We start from the raw sequence: 16,231 nt of genomic DNA on the forward strand, positions 1-16,231 counted from the left end.
GGCACGCGTTCGACGCGCTCGGCCGCGCGAACCCGCGCCCTGTTCACAACTCGCCGTGGCGGCGGGATTGTGCAGGATGAACCGGGCGTGACCGTGCGGGAGGAGCTGGGAGCGTCAGCCCTTGACCGCGAAGTTCACGATCTTCGGCGCGCGCACGATGACGCGCACGATCTCCTTGCCCTCCAGCGCCCGCTGAACCTTCTCGTCGGCGCGGGCCAGCGATTCCAGCTCGCCCTCGCCGACCTTCGCGGGCACCTCCAGCGTCGCGCGGACCTTGCCGTTCACCTGCACCGCGCAGGTCACAGTGTCCTCGACGAGCAGCGCCGGGTCGGCGGAGCGCCACGGCACGAGCGCGACGGACGGCTCGTGGCCCAGCTTCTCCCACATCTCCTCCGCGGTGTGCGGGGCGATCAGGTCCAGCATCACGGCGACCGTCTCGGCGGCCTCGCGCACCGCGGGGTCACCCGCGCCGGCGCCGCTGTCGATGGTCTTCCGGATCGCGTTCACCAGCTCCATCAGGCGCGCCACCAGCACGTTGAACTTCGTGTGCTCGACCAGGCCCGGGGCATCCGCCAGCAGACGGTGCGTGAGCCGGCGCAGGCCCGCGTCACCGCGCGAGAAGACCACGTCGACCGGGCTGGAGACCTCCTCCGCGACGCGCAGCGCGCGGGAGAGGAACTTCTGCGCACCGGTCATCGACACGTCGGCCCAGTCCTTGTCGTCCTCCACCGGACCGGCGAAGGCCAGGCCCACCCGCAGCGCGTCGGCGCCGTACGCGTCCAGCTCCTGCTGGAACAGCACCAGGTTGCCCTTCGACTTCGACATCTTCGCGCCGTTCAGGATCACCATGCCCTGGTTGATCAGGCTCGAGAACGGCTCGGTGAAGTCCACCAGGCCCATGTCGAACAGCACCTTGGTGATGAACCGCGCGTACAGCAGGTGCAGGATGGCGTGCTCCACGCCGCCGATGTACGAGTCGACCGGGGCCCAGCGCCGCGCCTCCTCGGGGTCGAACGCGAACTCCTCGCTGTTCGGCGACAGGAAGCGCAGGAAGTACCAGGAGCTGTCCACGAAGGTGTCCATCGTGTCCGGGTCGCGCAGCGCCGGCTCGCCGGTGGCGGGGTCGATCGTGCGGACCCACGATTCCGCGGCGCCCAGGGGCGAGGTGCCCTTCGGCGACAGGTCCAGGCCCTCGACGCTCGGCAGCCGGACCGGCAGCTGGTCCTCCGGCACCGGGACGACCTCGCCGTCCTGACGGTGCAGCATCGGGATCGGCGTGCCCCAGAACCGCTGACGCGAGATCAGCCAGTCGCGCAGGCGGTAGTTCTTCGCGGCACGGCCCAGCCCGGCCTGCTCCAGCTTCTCGATCTGGCGGGCGATGGCGTTGCGCTTGGACAGCCCGTCCAGGTCGCCGGAGTTGATCATCCGGCCCTCGCCGGTGAGCGCGACGCCGGTGCGCGCGGGGTGCAGGTCGTCCAGGTTCTCGGTCTCGATCGGCACGCCGTCCTCGTCCGTCTCGATCACCGGGATCGCGCCGGTGATCGGCGCGGTGGTGTCGACGACGACCTTGACCGGCAGGTCGAACGCGCGGGCGAAGTCGAGGTCGCGCTGGTCGTGCGCGGGGACGGCCATCACCGCGCCGTGACCGTAGTCGGCCAGCACGTAGTCGGCGGCCCAGATCGGCAGCCGCTCCCCGTTCACCGGGTTGATCGCGTAGCGCTCCAGGAACACGCCCGTCTTCGGCCGGTCGGTGGACTGCCGGTCGATCTCGGTCTCCTTCTGCACCTGCGCCAGGTAGTCCTCGAAGCGCTCGCGCACCTCCGGCGAGGCGTCCGCGGCCAGCTCGGCGGCCAGGTCGGAGTCCGGCGCGACGACGAAGAAGGTGGCGCCGTGCAGCGTGTCCGGGCGCGTGGTGAACACGGTCACCGGCTCCTCACGGCCCTCGATGCGGAAGTCGACGTCCGCACCCGTGGAACGGCCGATCCAGTTGCGCTGCATCTGCAGCACTTTCGACGGCCAGAAGCCCTCCAGCTGGTTCAGGTCGTCCAGCAGCCGGTCGGCGTACTCGGTGATCTTGAAGTACCACTGGGTCAGCTTCTTCTTCACGACCTCGGCGCCGCAGCGCTCGCACCGGCCGTCGACGACCTGCTCGTTGGCCAGCACGGTCTGGTCGTTGGGGCACCAGTTCACCGGGCTCTTCTTGCGGTACGCCAGACCCCGCTCGTACATCTTCAGGAACAGCCACTGGTTCCAGCGGTAGTACTCCGGGTCGGAGGTGTGCAGCACCCGGCTCCAGTCGAAGGAGACTCCGTAGGCGAGGAATCCGGCCTTCTGCTGGTCGATGTTCTGGTACGTCCACTCCCGCGGGTCCGCGCCGCGGCGGATCGCCGCGTTCTCGGCGGGCAGGCCGAACGAGTCCCAGCCGATCGGGTTGAGCACGTTGTGCCCGCGGTGCCGCCAGAACCGGGCCACGATGTCCGAGTACAGGTAGTTCTCGGCGTGCCCCATGTGCAGGTCGCCCGAGGGGTACGGGAACATCGCCAGCACGTACTTGCGCGGGCGCGTGTCGTCCGCGCCGCCGGCCCGGAACGTGTCGTTCTCGGCCCAGTACCGCTGCCACTTCTCCTGGAGGGCGTGCGGGGACAGGGACGCGGCGGTTTCGACGGTGGATGCGGACGGATGCTCGGACAAGGAACGGCCAATCTACGGATGCGGACAGCCCGGTGAGACGGGAGATTCCAGGGTATCGCGTCCCGGTGTCGGGCGTTTCGTCTGCCTGTCGAAGGGCGCTCAACGACCGGGCGGGGCCCAATCGGGTGGGAGGGTGGCGCCGAGGGCGGCGAGCGGGGCGCGCGCCTTCGTGGCGACCTCGGCCGCCTCGGCCGCGGCATCCGACAGCCACGTGATGCCGCCCCCGGCTCCGACGTACGCCTCGTCGCCCTCGAAGACGATCGAACGGATCACCATCGCGAGGTCGGCCGTGCCGTCCAGGCCGACGTGCCCGAAGCAGCCCGAGTACACCCCGCGCGGTCCCCGCTCCAGTTCGTGCAGGATCGTCATCGCCGACAGCTTCGGCGCGCCGGTCATGCTGCCCGCCGGGAAGGCGGCGTCGCACAGCTCCCCGAAGGTGACCCCGGGGCGCAGCCGCGCGCTCACCGTGCTGACCAGCTGATGCACCGCCGGGTACGACTCGACCTCCCACAGGCGCTCGACGCGCACGGATCCGGGCTGCCCGATGTGCGACAGGTCGTTGCGCATCAGGTCGACGATCATGACGTTCTCCGCGCGCTCCTTCTCACTCGCCCGCAGCTCGCGTGCCAGATCGTCGTCCTCCGCCGGGGTCGCGCCGCGCGGGCGCGTGCCCTTGATCGGGCTGGTGCGCACCACGCCGCCGGCGACCTCGAGGAACTGCTCGGGGCTCGCGCTGGCGAGACAGCGATCCCCGATCCGCAGGAACCCGCCGTGGTGCGAGGGCGTGGCGCGGCGCAGCCGCCGGTACGCGTGGATCGGGTCGCCGGCATCCGCGACCGTGAAGCGGGTCGTGAGGCACAGCTGGTAGGCGTCGCCGCAGCGGATCGCCTCGCGGCAGCGCTCGACCAGCGCGACGTACTCCGGCACCGTATGGCGGGCGGATGCGGATGCCGGGGGCGCGGCCGGCGGCGGCGGGACGACCGCGTCGAGCGCACGCTCGACGGCGGCGCTCCAGGCGTCGAGCTCCCCCGCCTCGGCGAGCGCCCACACGGCGCGGCGTTCGTGGTCGATCGCGACGGCGCGGTGCACGGCGATCCACGAGGGGACGCGCAGGCCCGGCGCTGTCGGCGCGCCGGCGCGGGCCGCCCCGTCCTCGTAGTCGAGCCAGCCCACCCAGCCGCCGCGGAACGGGACGGCGGCGGGCAAGGGCGCCCCGGCATCGGCATCCGCGTCTCCGTCGCGACCGGGCGCGGCGAGCACGGTCTCCCGCACGACGTCGGCGTCGGATTCCGCCACGCCGCTGCCGAGGATGCTCCATCCCCGCGCGGCATCCGACCCGGCGTCCAGCCAGAACGCGGCGGACTCCCCGGCGCACAGGGCGACGAACAGGTTCTCGGGGTCGCCCCAGCCGTGGATCGGGCGCGCGGAGAGCGTCGAAGGAGCGGGCACGTTCACAGAGTAGAGGCCGGACAGGCGTCGTACGCTCATGGTGTGAATGACGTCGTGCTGTGGGCCATCGAGGTCGTGCAGTCGGTCGATCCCCTCCTGCGCACGCTGCTCGCGGGTCTCGCGATCATGCTCGAGACCAGTGTGCTGATCGGTCTGCTCGTCCCCGGCGACACTGTCGTGCTCGTCGCCTCGATCGGGGTGGGCTCGCTGCCGGAGGGCGTCCTGCTCGGGATCACGGTGATCGTCGGCGCGCTCATCGGCGAGTCGATCGGGTTCTGGCTGGGGCGCTGGATCGGACCGCACATCCGGCACTCGTGGCTCGGCCGGCGGATCGGCGAACGGCACTGGCAGCGCTCGGAGCTGTATCTCCGCCGCCGCGGCGGCATCGCGATCTTCCTGTCCCGCTTCCTGCCGGTGCTGCACTCGCTCGTGCCGCTGACCGTCGGGATGAGCGGCTTCGGCTACCGGCGGTTCCTCGCCTGGACCGTGCCGGCCTGCGTGCTGTGGGCCTGCGCCTATGTCGGGATCGGCTCCGCCGTCGCCGGCGGTTACAAGGAGCTCTCCCAGACCGTGCACTACGCCGGGTACCTGTTCGTCGGTGCGATCCTGCTGTTCCTCCTCGTCGCGGTGATCGCGAAGAAGGTCATCGCGCATCGCGAAGAGCGGCACATGTCCACCGCGGACGACCCCGCCGCGGAGGCGTGACCGTCCGGCCGCAGAGGCGCGACCGGCGCAGGCGTGAAAGACTGGGAGCGATGTCCCCAGCCTCAGCGGCCAAGATCCACTGGTTCGCCCGACTCGAGCACCGCATCCACGTCTGGCGCGAGCGGCGCGCTCGCCGGCGCGGCCGTTCGGCGACCGTCGTTCCGTTCCCCGGGTACGGCGGCACCGGCTGGGTGCGGGTCGTCGGCCGGGTGCTGATCGTCCCGCCGCCGCGGAAGAACGCGGACGGCGAGCTGGCCAGCGTCCGCGGATGGCGCAGCTTCGCCGGCATCCCGGTCAGCTTCGCCGCCGTGCGCATCGAGATCGGCGGGCGCAGCCACGACGTGGTCGCCGACCGCGGCGGCGTGATCGACGCCCGGATCGAGACGCACCTGGAGCCGGGCTGGCAGACCTTCACGATGTCGGTGGAGGGGCAGGAGCCGGTCGAGGCGAGCGTCTTCGTCGTCGCCGACGACATCCGCTTCGGCGTCGTCTGCGATGTGGACGACACCGTCATGGTCACCGCGCTCCCCCGACCGTTCATCGCCGCCTGGAACTCCTTCGTCGTCGACGAGCACGCCCGCATCCCGGTGCCCGGCATGTCGGTGCTGCTGGAGCAGATCATGCGCAGTCACCCCGGTGCTCCGATGATCTACCTGTCCACCGGCGCCTGGAACATCGCCCCCACCCTGCGCCGCTTCCTCAGCCGCCACCTGTTCCCCGCCGGGGCGATGCTGCTCACCGACTGGGGCCCGACGCACGACCGCTGGTTCCGCAGCGGCCGCGAGCACAAGGCCCGCAACCTGCGTCGCCTGGCCGACGAGTTCCCCGGCATCCGCTGGCTGCTCATCGGCGACGACGGTCAGCATGACGAGGCGATCTACTCGGAGTTCCAGCGCGAGCATCCGGGTTCCGTTGCCGGCGTCGCAATCCGCCGGCTGCTCCCCGCCGAGGCGGTGCTCGCCGGCGGCCGCACCGAGGTGGAGGACCACTCCGGCGAAGGCGTGCCGTGGGTGAGCGCGGAGGACGGCGCCGGACTGCGCGAGCAGCTGAGCGCCGCCGGGCTCATCGACGCTCGCTGAACTGATTCTCGGCCCGCGTCGCCGACACGTATCCTCGTCTGGTGCCCGCATCCGTCCTCTCCCGCGCCGAGTGGCGTGCGCGTGCCCGCGCCCACGAGGAGCGGGCGGATGCACTGACCGCCGGGCACCGCGAGCGGACGGCGCGGGGCGAGAAGCACCCCGTCTGGGACTTCCTGTTCACCTACTACTCGTACAAGCCGGCACGGCTGCGCCGCTGGCATCCGGGTGCCGGTGTCGTGCTCGAAGGCGCGGCGGAGCGCCGCTCCTGGCGCTGGTACTCCCCCGGTCCGTCGGAGGTGGACGCGGTGCCGGATGCCGGCGCCTTCGCGGCGGAGAAGCCCGAGCTGGCGCGCCTGATCGAGCGGATGCTGCGCCGCACGGCCGCGCGCCCCGGCCAGTTCGGCTGCTTCGGGCTGCACGAGTGGGCGATGGTGTACCGGGCCGAGGAGCACCGGCATCCGGTTCCGCTGCGCCTGGGGCAGGCCGGCACGGACGCGGTGGTGGAGTCGCACGAGCTGCGCTGCACGCACTTCGACGCCTTCCGCTTCTTCACACCGGATGCCGTCGCCCGCAACCGCCGGCCGCTCACCCGCGAGGAGCAGCCCGCGCTCGAGCAGCCCGGATGCCTGCACGCCGGCATGGACGTCTACAAGTGGGCGATGAAGCTGGGGCCGCTGGTGCCCGGCGAGCTGCTGCTGGACGCGTTCGAGCTGGCCCGCGACATCCGTCTGCTGGACATGGAGGCGGCGCCGTACGACCTCGCCGCGTGGGGCATCCGGCCGGTGCGGATCGAGACGGCCGAGGGCAAGGCGGAGTACGTCCGCCGGCAGCGGGCGTTCGCCGAGCGGGGCAACGCCCTGCGCGAGCGGATGCTGCGCGCGTGGCTCGGCGAGGACGAGGGCGCCTGACGAGATCACCTGACGAGGGCCTCTGACCAGGGCGCGCCGGGCGAGGGCGTCGCGGCGGCGGCGCGTGCGGCGATGCGCGCGGCTCACCCGCCGGTTATGTCCGCCGCGAGCTGCAGCCGCAGCCGCACCACCCGTTCGGCGGCCTCCTGCAGACGCGCGGCCGGCAGGCGTCCGTCGCCGACCGCCTGCACGATGCCGGAGACGATCCGCGGTGCGGTGTCGGGCGTGGATCCGGCGATCATCAGCACCATGTCTGCTCCGGCGGCCAGCGCCGCGACCGCGTTCTGCACCGGGTCGGCGTACGCGTCGACGCCGGAGTCGCCGAGCATCCCGAGGTCGTCGGTGACGGCGACCCCGTCGAAGCCCAGCTCGCTGCGGGCGATGGCGTACCAGCGCGGCGACAGCGAGGCGGGCGCGGGGTCGACCGACGTGTAGGCCAGGTGCCCGAACATGAGCAGCGGAGCGCCGGCGTCGATGCCCGCGGCGAACGGGACGGCGTCGGTCGCACGCCACTCCTCCAGCGTCCGCGTCGTGGACGGGATGCCATGGTGGGAGTCCCCCGGCGCGGCGCCGTGCCCCGGGAAGTGCTTGAGGGTCGAGGCGACCGCGGCCCGCTCCCCCTCGACCGCTGCGGCGACGCGTTCGGCGGCGCCGGCCGGGTCGGCGCCGAGGGCGCGGCGGTGGATGAAGGACGACGGGGCGGCGGGCACGTCGGCGACGATCCCGAAGTTCACGTTGGCACCCGCGTCGGCGACGAGGGCGCCGCGGGCCGCGAAGGCGGCGCGGGCGTCGCCGGACGGACGGTCCTTGAGGGTGTCCGCGGCGGGCAGGTCGTCCCAGGGCAGGCGCGACACGTCGCCGCCCTCCTGGTCGATCGCGATCAGCGGCGGCAGCCGCGGGTCGGTGACGAGGGCGGCGGTGACGGTGCGCAGCTCCTCGGGGGTCGGCGGGATGTTCGCGCCCATCAGGATGAATCCGCCCAGGCCGGAGGACATGTACTGCCGGAGCGCGGCGGTGTCGGTGGTCGGGATGTGCCCCATCACCACGGTGGCGGCGCGCTGCGCGGTGGTCATCTCGGCGACGAGGGCGGCGGCGGGGTCGGGCGTGGGCGTCGGCGACGGGGTGCGCGTGGGGGACGGCGTGGACGGATGCGGCTGCGGCGAGGCCTGCGGCGCGGAGCATCCGGATGCCGCGAGCACCGCCGCCGCGGCGAGCACGGCGAGGAGGCTTCGGATCGCGGACATGGCCTCAGCCTACGGCGGCCGCCTGAAGCGCCGCCGGATGCCGCGACGCCGTTGCGCGGCCGGCACGAGCGTGCTGACATGACGGTGATGGCATGCGACGATCCTCCGCCTCCGGGCATCCGCCGGCATCCGCCCGAGCAGGCGCCGCAGGATGCCGCGGCCGCGAGCGACCTCACCGCTCTGGATGCGCTGGTCACCACCTGCCGCGCCTGCCCGCGCCTGGTCGCCTGGCGGGAGGAGGTGGCGCGCACGAAGCGCGCCGCGTTCCGCGACCAGGACTACTGGGGGCGTCCGGTGCCCGGGTTCGGGCCGCACGCCGCGTCGATCCTGATCGTCGGCCTGGCCCCGGCGGCGCACGGCGCGAACCGGACCGGGCGCATGTTCACCGGCGACCGCAGCGGGGACGTGCTGTACGCGGCGATGTACGCCGTGGGGCTCGCCTCGCAGCCGGTCGCCGCGTCGCGCGACGACGGGCTGGAGCTGTTCGGCACGCGGATCAGCGCGCCGGTGCGGTGCGCCCCGCCCGAGAACAAGCCGACCCCGCAGGAGCGCCGCACGTGCGCGCCGTTCCTCGCGAGGGAGTTGGAGCTGCTGGCCGGCACCCTGCGCGTGGTCGTGGTGCTGGGCGGGTTCGGCTGGCAGGCGCTGCTGGCCACGCTGACGGATGCCGGGTGGCTGGTGCCCCGCCCGCGCCCGCGGTTCGGTCACGGCGCCCGGGTGCGGCTCGCGCATCCCGACGGCCGGGCGCTGGAAGTGCTCGGATGCTTCCACGTCAGCCAGCAGAACACCTTCACCGGCCGGCTCACTCCGGCCATGCTCGAGGAGGTTCTCATCCAGGCGAAGTCCGCCGCCGCCGTCGGACCCTGAGCCCGTCGCCGGACCCTGAGCCCGTCGCCGGACCCTGAGCCCGTCGAAGGGTCCTGAGCCTGTCAGCGGACCCTGAGCCTGTCAGCGGACCCCGAGCCTGTCAGCGGACCCTGAGCCTGTCGAAGGGTCCGCCCGCCGCATCCGCTACGACGCCAGCCGGAGCCCGTCCGCGGGCCGCACCTCCTGCAGGTACCGCCGGACGCCGGTCGCCGCTGTCCGCCCCGCGCGGTTGGCGCCGATCGTGCTCGCCGAGGGCCCGTATCCGACCAGCTGCACCCGAGGGTCTGCGACGGCGGTGGTGCCGCGTCCGCCGCGATCCAGGCGGATGCCGCCCGAGGCGCTGCGCAGCCGCAGCGGAGCGAGGTGCGCGATGGCCGGCCGGAACCCGGTCGCCCAGAGGATCACGTCGACCCGCTCGAACGTCCCGTCCGCCCACCGCACGCCGTCCGGCTCGATCCGCTCGAACATCGGCCGGCGCGCCGCGTAGGCGCCCAGCCGCGCGGCCTCCTGCTCCTGCGGGCGCAGCATCAGGCCGGTCACGCTCACCACGCTCTGCGGAGGCAGGCCCTGCGCCACCCGCTGCTCCACGAGGGCGACGGCCGCGGCGCCCGCCTCCGGGGTGAACTCGTCGTCGCGCCAGACCGGCTCCCGCCGGGTCACCCACAGGGTGTCCGTGATCGGCGCCAGGGCGCCGAGGAACTGCACGGCAGACGCTCCACCGCCCACGACCAGCACCCGCTTCCCGCGGAAGTGGTCCGGCCCGGGGTAGTCGACGGTGTGCAGCTGCTCGCCGAGGAAGCTCTCCCGGCCGGGATGGTGCGGCAGAAACGGACGCGTCCAGGTGCCGGTGGCGTTCACGAGCGTGCGCGTGCGCCACTCCCCCTGCGCGGCGTGCACGACGAGGATGCCGTCCTCGTCGGTGACCGTGTGGACCGACACCGGGCGGAGCACCGGCAGCGCGTGCTCGCGTTCGTAGGAGCCGAAATACGCCGGCACGACGCGGTTCGCCCGGGCGGCGGTCCGAGGCGGGGGCTGCGAACCGGGCAGTTCGGCGACGCCGTGCACGTCGACCATCGTGAGGGCGTCCCAGCGGTGCTGCCACGCCCCGCCCGGCCGCTCGTCGGCATCGAGCACGAGATGACGGATGCCGAGGCGCCGCAGGTGGTACGACGCGGAGAGCCCGGCCTGGCCGGCGCCGATCACCACGCTCTCGAGGATGTCCACGACCGTCCCAACGCCCGCGGCGCCGCCGTTGTTCCGGACACGCCCGGGACGCACGCCCGTCCCCGCCTCGATTGGCGTTCGCGCGGGATGCTGTTGTATTCTGAACGGGTTGCTCCGGGCTTCTACGGAGCAGCATCTGGGCCTGTGGCGCAGCTGGTAGCGCACCTGCATGGCATGCAGGGGGTCAGGGGTTCGAGTCCCCTCAGGTCCACCAAATCGGAAACGTTCGAACCTTGCGCCGCTTATCGTGGTGCAAGGTTCTTTCGTTGTGCTGCCTGGCGCTCGTCGCCAGGATCGTTGCGATGGGCTCGTTCGGCACGAGAGTTGCGTCTCGGCAACGACCGCTGCCGCCGTCGCGTTCCCCGTCAGTTTGGTCATCGGGGTAATGGTGATGCATCCGGCGAGACCGACGTAGCCGGAAGCCGGCTGGTGATGGCGCAGTCGCCGTCGTTGGCAGCGCGATCTGCTGCGACTCGTACCGTGGGTCCAGGCCGCAGCCGTTTCCAGGGCATCGCTCACCTTCGCTTCGCCGAGAACCCAGCGCGCGTGGTACGCGTATCCCGGCCGTGCCTGTCGAGCATCTCCAGCACCAGGGCGGCGTCCTCGTGCAGGGTCGCGGATGCCTGGAACATGAGCCGGTTGCCCCCTGCCGGTCGTCGGCATCCGTCGCGGCCTGGGCTGAGTACGACTAGTGGGGGCGGGCGAGCTCCGCACCTGGCCGCGATCTCGGGTGGTTGCGATCAGGTCGCTAATCACCCGATACGGCACGTCCGCATCCTCGACGTGCTGGGTCACTTGGGCATTATGGGGTCTCTCGCTCGCCGCGGTAGCGACCCTGTGCGCCGCGGACGCTATCCGTGTCAGTGGCCTCGGATACGGTGCTCTTCAACCAGGTAGAGCAGCAGATCGGGAGGCAAGGGTGGGGTCGGCGCAGTACCGCGGTGAATTGCAGCGCAAGCGGAAGCAGCGCGTAGATGCCGAGAAGAAGGCCGGCGACTACCGGAGCAAGGAGTCGAAGAAGCGCAGTGAGGCCGATCGGGCGCGGCGCGAGGCGGCGAGTACGAAGAGCGAAGCGACGAGAAAGTCGAAGCTGAACCGCGCCGCCCAGCGAGACAAGGAAGCAGCCACTGCAGGTGCCGAGGCGAATCGGTGGCAGACCAAGGCCGCGGGGTATGCGAAGCAGGAAGCTAACCTCCAGACCAAACTGGCCAAAGCTGAGCGGTCCGAGGCTGACGCGGCCGAACGAAAGCGCCAAAGAGAGCAGGCTGCTGCGGATCGCCGTGCCGCGACTGAGAGGGCGCAGACTAATGCCCAGCTGATCCGCACCGAGCGCGCTCTCGGTGAAGCTCTCCGAGAGCTGCGCGCCCCGAAACCGGAGAAACTGCGCGTGCTGCTATTAGGCGCATCCTCGGAGGGTGATCTGCGAGTCGGGCGAGAGCAGAAGCGCATCCGGGCCGCCGTCGAGTCTGCCCTGCACCGCGATCTGATCGAACTCGACGTGCGCCCCGCCGCAACCGCCGCCGATCTGCTGGACGGCATCACGAAGTTCCGGCCGCACATCCTGCACTTCTCAGGGCACAGCAACGAAGACCTGATCATCTTCGAGTACGAGAACGACAACCCCCATCGGGGGCACCCGGTAACCGCGCGCGCTTTCTCCCGTGCGATCGCTGCGACCGATGAGCCGCCGTTGCTAGTGCTGCTCAACGCCTGCAGGTCTGCCGCGCAGATCGACCAGCTCGTTGCCGATGTGGTGCCGTTCGCGATCGGCATGGCGGACAGCATCGCCGACGGCGACGCGATCAACTACGCAACCCAGTTCTATGCCTCGATCGCGAACGGCCAGTCCGTCTCCTCAGCACACCTCGCCGGGCAAGTCGCCTTGGAGATGGCCGGACTCGACGGTGCGGAACTTCCTACGCTCGCCTCAGCAGAAGACGTGGACCCCACGTCCACAGTCCTGGTCAAGCCGACCGAATGACCCGTCAAATGCGGCGGGCCGACGGAAGCACGGCCGCGGTGAACGCGGCGGCTTGCTGGCGCTCATGGCCTCACCGGACTGTCACCAGTTCCCGCAGCAGCCTCGAATCGCCGCTACGTTGTCAGTGTGAACTCGACCCATGGTGACCTCGAATTACTGACTACCCACCGCCTGGACTATTACGACGCGAATCTCGCCCGCCGAAAAGCACTCGTCGAGGAAATGAAGCCCGCCGTCGAGAAGCGGCTCCATGCCGCAGGGCTCAATCACTTCCGCGTCGAAGCACGCGTCAAGTCCCGCGCCAGCTTTGAGCAGAAGGTACGTAAGAATCCGACTCGCGAGGTCGAAGACGTCGTGGGCGTTCGCATTCTCGTATTCTTCCGATCTGATCTCGTGGTGGCGGAGGAGGTTGTCCGGAAGATGCTGATCCTCGAGCAGGGGTCTTACGTAGACAAGGCCGATCTCTTGCAGGACAGCGAGTTTGGGTATCGCAGCATTCAGTTCATCGGCCGGACCAAGAAGGGCGGCTGGGACGCGTATCCGGACCCAATGTGGCAGGTATCGGTCAACTCAGGTGACAAGGTGGAGGTCCAGATCAGGACGCTCCTTGAGCACGGCTTCGCAGAAGTTGAACACGACATCCGCTATAAGCCGGGTCCGGTCGATATAACCGCAGACGTCCACCGACGATTCGCGCTGACGGCCGCACTGCTGGAGCAGGCGGATACCAATTTGGACGACATCAGGTCGATACTCCATTCGCGCGAAGAGACCCGCACGACCTCTCGCGCTGCGGACATCAAGGGATCGGATGCCGAGCGGTTTACACGGGCAAGTCGGGCGTCGATTGACCTTGATCGCGACATCAGGATCGCGCTTGATCTGAAACACGGTCATGTGCTCAAGTCGGTGCGCGAAGTTGAGAGAGCGGCAAGTCTCGCGGGGTGGACGACATTCTGGCAGTATCAGCACGCAGTGGAAAGCTATGGTGAGCTGGGACGCCGGCTCGCCATAGCGTGCGCGGATACGTCGCGCGGGGTGGTGTTTATAGACTTCGAGCCGCAGCACGCGCCGATTGGGTATCCGGGAATCGGTCTGTACTGGACTGCTCTGGCGGTCGCACTTGGGGTGAACGACCTCGATCCGAAGAGGCCCCATGGCCAGATATCGATTCCCGACGGTCGGCTCGAGGAGTTCAGGAGCGTAGCGAGATATCTCGTGCGGAACCCAGATGTTCCGGCCCCAACCGTGCGGGACCGCTATCGTGCGCAGGCGGCGCCTGCTGGCTCGACACGGGCTGGCGACTTTCGGTCGATCGAACTGACGTAGTCACGACCTGTCTTGCGGGTTGCGCTACGTCCTGTTCTCTGGGGCTCGGCGTTCTCTGCGGGCTGTTGTCTGCGCGCCGTTCGCCGCTACAGTCACGACGTCGATCTCGTCGAGGCGGTGCGCGACCTCACCGACGGCCGCGGTGTGGACTACGCGTTCGAGGCGATCGGCCTGCCGTTCACCATCGAGGCGTGCTTCGAGGCGATCCGCCGCGGGGGCACCGCGGTCGTCGTCGGCCAGGTCGCCGACGGCGTGAAGATCTCGATCGATCCCTTCGTGATGAGCGATCAGGAGAAGAAGCTGATCGGCTGCAACGACGGGTCCACCCGCATGTCGATCGATTTCCCGAAGATCATCGACCTATACATGGAGGGCCGGATCGACCTGGACTCCATGGTCACCGATCGCATCGCGCTCGACGACGTCAACGACGCCTTCGCACGGATGCGGCAGGGCCAGGGCATCCGCAGCGTCATCGAGTACTGAGCGCAGCGGGTCTCACTCCTGGAGCTGCGCGCGAGCCTGCTCCAGCTCGTGCCGGGCGTCCTCATGCGCCCGCGCGGCGGCGGCCAGCCGCTCCTCGAGCTCGCCGAGGCCGGTGCGCGCCTCGTCACGCGCCTCGCGCACCCGCGTCAGCTCGGCCTCCAGCCGCCGCTCCTGCTCGGCCAGCTCGTCGACGCGCGCGGTGGCGGCGCGCAGTTCAGCCGCGATCCGGCCGTGCTCCCGCTCGGTGCGCGCCGCGTCCGTCTCCGCCTGATGCAACCGCCGCTCCGCCTCCTTGCGGGCGCGGCGGGCACCCACCTCGTCCTCCGGCACCTCACGGCGCTCCGGAGCCGACGGCAACGAGCCGGCCACGGCCTCGGGGAGGACGGCGGCGAGGTCGTCGGCGGGATCGAGAGGGCGCAGCAGGCGCCCGGAGGCGACGGCCGCGGCCGCGCGCACGTCGAACATCGCCGCGTTGAGGGTCTGCTCCACCGCCTCGGTCACGGCGGGGGTCAGCGTCTGCCCGCGCGCCTTCGCGAGATCCGCCGCCTGCGCGGTCAGTCCCCGGACGAGGGCACGACGCTGTCGGGTCAGGGCCGTCAGCGCGGCCGCGTCCAGATCGTCCTGCGCCTCGCGCAGAGCCTCCGCGAGGTCGAGCACCTCCTGCAGCTGCGCCGCGCGCTCCCGGGCGAACAGGTTCACCGCCCAGGCGGCGAGCACCGGCTTGCGCAGGCCCTTCACATCCTTCACCAGCTGCGGGTCGTCCAGCTCCTTCGCCTTCGCATTGCGGGCGGCGGTGAACTCGTCCGGCGGCAGAGCGAGCAGCTCGGCCGCGATGTCGTCCAGGGCATCCTTCGGGGCTTCACCCATCGCCCCATTGTGCCGCACTCGGGATGCGGAGGACGGACCGGCTGCGGGGGTACCGCCCACACGCCTCCTCTAGCGCCGCATCCACCCGTGGTCAAGGCGTTCCCTTGCTCCGCCGTGCCGCCTCTACCGTGAACGCACACGGAAGGAGCCGATCATGTCGAACCCCACCCCTCCCTACCTGCCCGTCCCCGGCCCGGACGATGACGGCCTGCCCGGCGACGGGCTGCCCGATGACGACATCGCCACACGCGAGGTCGACGGGGAGACCGTCCTCGACCCCGACGCGAACGACGATCTCATCGACAGCGCGGCCGCGGACCGTGTCGCCGCCGGCGACGAGGACACGCCGCCGGAGTCGGTGGACGACGTGCCCGCCGGCGGAGCCGGCGCCGACTCGGGCGCCGCGGATGCCGTACGAGTCGATCCCGACGACGAGGCGTCGATCCCGGACATCTCCGAGACGAACGACACCCCGGGTGTCGGCACGCGCCGGGAGGAATGACCGCCGAAGCGGGGCACCACGACCGATGGCCGGCGGGAGCCGTCGCGGTCCGAAACCAGCCGTCTCGCAGCCGATGACGGCGTGGGTGGCGTGGCGCTAGCCTGAACGCGTGCTGCGCATCGCGATCCTGGCCGTCCGGGTGTTGCTGTCCGCATGGCTCGTCCTGTGGGTGGCCGAAGGCCTCCTCGGCGTGGATCAGCGGAATTCGCTGCTGCCCTTCCGCGGTGACGATCCCACGATTCCGGCGGTGCTGATCGGCGTCGCCTGGGGTGTGCTGGGAACGTTCGGCTCGGCGTTCAGCGGCATCCGCAGGCGCCCGCCGCAGCCCGGTGACGAGGTGGCCATCGGGCGGATCGTGGAGGTGCAGCGCACCGGACTCCGCGTCAACGAGATCCCGCAGTACGACGTGTTCGTGCGCGTCTCCCCACCGCACGCGGGCGAGTTCGTCGCGCGCCTGCGCACGCTGGTGCGTCCGGAGGATCAGGCGATCCTCCGGATCGGGCGCAGCATCCCGGTCTCCTACGCCCCGGGCCGGCACGACGACGTCTCCCTCGCCGACACCGGCGACCCGGCCGTGCGCAAGGCGCTGCTGGACTGGCGGATCGCCAAGGGACTGATCGATCCGCGCCTGGTGCCCGCACGGACCACGGGCGTCACCGCTCCCGCCGACGTCGTGGCCGTGCGTCCCACGGGCCGGCGCCGGGAGGGGCAGAGCGAGCTGGCGCTCACGGTCCTGGTCAGCCCGGAGGGGCAGACCGCCTGGCAGGCGGAGACCACGGTGTTCGTCTATCCGGAGGCCGTCGGGCAGCTGCAGGTCGGCTCCCCCGTGTGGGCGATGTACCGGCCCGAGGACCCGCGCCGTGTGGCGGTCACGCTCCACAAGGAGGAGGCGGCCTGAC

Annotated in this window: 14 protein-coding genes and 1 tRNA gene; 10 read left to right on the plus strand and 5 right to left on the minus strand. The window is 71.0% G+C overall.

The window, feature by feature from the left end:
• Positions 1-114 precede the first annotated feature (114 nt).
• Complete coding sequence (gene leuS / locus JSY13_RS07315; protein WP_259606075.1) at positions 115-2,691, minus strand: leucine--tRNA ligase; 2,577 nt, start codon at positions 2,689-2,691, stop codon at positions 115-117.
• 99 nt (positions 2,692-2,790) lie between these two features.
• Positions 2,791-4,140: an aminodeoxychorismate synthase component I gene (gene pabB, locus JSY13_RS07320; protein ID WP_259606076.1), complete on the minus strand. Its 1,350-nt coding sequence runs from the start codon at positions 4,138-4,140 to the stop codon at positions 2,791-2,793.
• 42 nt (positions 4,141-4,182) lie between these two features.
• Between pabB and JSY13_RS07325 the strand changes: the two genes are divergently transcribed.
• From JSY13_RS07325 to JSY13_RS07335, 3 genes are read left to right on the plus strand one after another with little or no spacing between them, the layout of a single operon-like run.
• The gene (locus JSY13_RS07325; RefSeq protein WP_259606077.1) at positions 4,183-4,845 is read left to right on the plus strand and encodes a DedA family protein; all 663 of its coding nucleotides are present in this window, start codon (positions 4,183-4,185) and stop codon (positions 4,843-4,845) included.
• 50 nt (positions 4,846-4,895) lie between these two features.
• Positions 4,896-5,924: an App1 family protein phosphatidate phosphatase gene (locus JSY13_RS07330; protein WP_259606078.1), complete on the plus strand. Its 1,029-nt coding sequence runs from the start codon at positions 4,896-4,898 to the stop codon at positions 5,922-5,924.
• Between the two features lie 41 nt (positions 5,925-5,965).
• A complete protein-coding gene (locus JSY13_RS07335) occupies positions 5,966-6,832 on the plus strand; it encodes a 3-methyladenine DNA glycosylase (RefSeq protein ID WP_259606079.1) in 867 nt (288 codons plus the stop codon).
• Positions 6,833-6,915: 83 nt separating this feature from the next.
• Here JSY13_RS07335 and JSY13_RS07340 read toward each other — a convergent pair whose 3' ends face one another.
• Complete coding sequence (locus tag JSY13_RS07340; RefSeq protein WP_259606080.1) at positions 6,916-8,076, minus strand: glycoside hydrolase family 3 N-terminal domain-containing protein; 1,161 nt, start codon at positions 8,074-8,076, stop codon at positions 6,916-6,918.
• Positions 8,077-8,163: 87 nt separating this feature from the next.
• On the opposite strand from JSY13_RS07340, the gene JSY13_RS07345 reads away from it, so the two are divergent.
• Positions 8,164-8,943, plus strand: a complete 780-nt coding sequence (locus JSY13_RS07345) for a uracil-DNA glycosylase (protein ID WP_259608160.1) — start codon at positions 8,164-8,166, stop codon at positions 8,941-8,943.
• Between the two features lie 144 nt (positions 8,944-9,087).
• On the opposite strand, the gene JSY13_RS07350 is transcribed toward JSY13_RS07345, so the two are convergent.
• Positions 9,088-10,167 carry an NAD(P)/FAD-dependent oxidoreductase gene (locus JSY13_RS07350; protein ID WP_259606081.1) on the minus strand — a complete coding sequence of 360 codons (1,080 nt, stop codon included), beginning with the start codon at positions 10,165-10,167 and terminating at the stop codon, positions 9,088-9,090.
• A gap of 138 nt (positions 10,168-10,305) precedes the next feature.
• Here JSY13_RS07350 and JSY13_RS07355 point away from each other — a divergent pair.
• From JSY13_RS07355 to JSY13_RS07370, 4 genes are all read left to right on the plus strand, one after another.
• Positions 10,306-10,381: transfer RNA gene (locus tag JSY13_RS07355), tRNA-Ala, on the plus strand.
• A 705-nt stretch (positions 10,382-11,086) separates the two neighbouring features.
• On the plus strand, positions 11,087-12,148 hold the full coding sequence (locus tag JSY13_RS07360; protein WP_259606082.1) for a hypothetical protein: 1,062 nt from the start codon (positions 11,087-11,089) through the stop codon (positions 12,146-12,148).
• Positions 12,149-12,274: 126 nt separating this feature from the next.
• The gene (locus JSY13_RS07365) at positions 12,275-13,477 is read left to right on the plus strand and encodes a GTP pyrophosphokinase (RefSeq protein WP_259606083.1); all 1,203 of its coding nucleotides are present in this window, start codon (positions 12,275-12,277) and stop codon (positions 13,475-13,477) included.
• A gap of 12 nt (positions 13,478-13,489) precedes the next feature.
• The gene (locus JSY13_RS07370; protein ID WP_259606084.1) at positions 13,490-13,963 is read left to right on the plus strand and encodes a zinc-binding dehydrogenase; all 474 of its coding nucleotides are present in this window, start codon (positions 13,490-13,492) and stop codon (positions 13,961-13,963) included.
• 12 nt (positions 13,964-13,975) lie between these two features.
• Here JSY13_RS07370 and JSY13_RS07375 read toward each other — a convergent pair whose 3' ends face one another.
• On the minus strand, positions 13,976-14,830 hold the full coding sequence (locus JSY13_RS07375) for a coiled-coil domain-containing protein (protein WP_259606085.1): 855 nt from the start codon (positions 14,828-14,830) through the stop codon (positions 13,976-13,978).
• A gap of 154 nt (positions 14,831-14,984) precedes the next feature.
• Here JSY13_RS07375 and JSY13_RS07380 point away from each other — a divergent pair, with 154 nt between their 5' ends.
• Together JSY13_RS07380 and JSY13_RS07385 are read left to right on the plus strand one after the other, a co-directional pair.
• Positions 14,985-15,332 carry a hypothetical protein gene (locus JSY13_RS07380; protein ID WP_259606086.1) on the plus strand — a complete coding sequence of 116 codons (348 nt, stop codon included), beginning with the start codon at positions 14,985-14,987 and terminating at the stop codon, positions 15,330-15,332.
• Between the two features lie 109 nt (positions 15,333-15,441).
• The gene (locus JSY13_RS07385) at positions 15,442-16,230 is read left to right on the plus strand and encodes a hypothetical protein (RefSeq protein ID WP_259606087.1); all 789 of its coding nucleotides are present in this window, start codon (positions 15,442-15,444) and stop codon (positions 16,228-16,230) included.
• Position 16,231: the final 1 nt, after the last annotated feature.

It is taken from the genome of Microbacterium neungamense (genome assembly GCF_024971095.1).
In the GTDB taxonomy this organism is placed as follows: domain Bacteria; phylum Actinomycetota; class Actinomycetes; order Actinomycetales; family Microbacteriaceae; genus Microbacterium; species Microbacterium neungamense.

Coding starts and splice junctions, on each gene's coding strand:
- JSY13_RS07375 (WP_259606085.1), bottom strand. CDS start 14,830: ATGGGTGAAGCCCCGAAGGATGCCCTGGACGACATCGCGGCCGAGCTG.
- JSY13_RS07345 (WP_259608160.1), top strand. CDS start 8,164: ATGGCATGCGACGATCCTCCGCCTCCGGGCATCCGCCGGCATCCGCCC.
- JSY13_RS07380 (WP_259606086.1), top strand. CDS start 14,985: ATGTCGAACCCCACCCCTCCCTACCTGCCCGTCCCCGGCCCGGACGAT.
- JSY13_RS07330 (WP_259606078.1), top strand. CDS start 4,896: ATGTCCCCAGCCTCAGCGGCCAAGATCCACTGGTTCGCCCGACTCGAG.
- JSY13_RS07340 (WP_259606080.1), bottom strand. CDS start 8,076: ATGTCCGCGATCCGAAGCCTCCTCGCCGTGCTCGCCGCGGCGGCGGTG.